Here is a 231-nt window from a genome sequence, read left to right as displayed (position 1 = left end):
GTACTGGCGCGGCGTTACAAGGCGCAGACTGAAAAGCTGGCGCAGGAATAGACCCGCGCCGCGAAAGTTTAAGGACGTTTCAGGGGCTGAACCAGCTGGGTCAACCCCTCTGTTTTGATCAGTAACGTGATAGCCATCAGCTCGCCCAGACGCCCGGCGGGGAACTCATCCTTACGGGCAAACCACAGCAGATACTCTTCCGGTAAATCAATCAGCCTGCGACCCTTATAT

At 55.8% G+C, this 231-nt stretch carries 1 protein-coding gene; it reads right to left on the bottom strand.

All coding sequences use genetic code 11. The features are described from left to right. Positions 1 to 68: 68 nt before the first annotated feature. The coding region (locus RTW80_RS31075; protein WP_312722120.1) for a putative quorum-sensing-regulated virulence factor at positions 69 to 231 on the bottom strand (163 nt) is incomplete at its 5' end.

It is taken from the genome of Escherichia sp. AM3 (assembly GCF_032029835.1).
Taxonomy (GTDB): domain Bacteria; phylum Pseudomonadota; class Gammaproteobacteria; order Enterobacterales; family Enterobacteriaceae; genus Escherichia; species Escherichia coli.
Note: the sequence above shows the minus strand (reverse complement) of the source record. Positions and strands in the feature narration are given on the sequence as shown.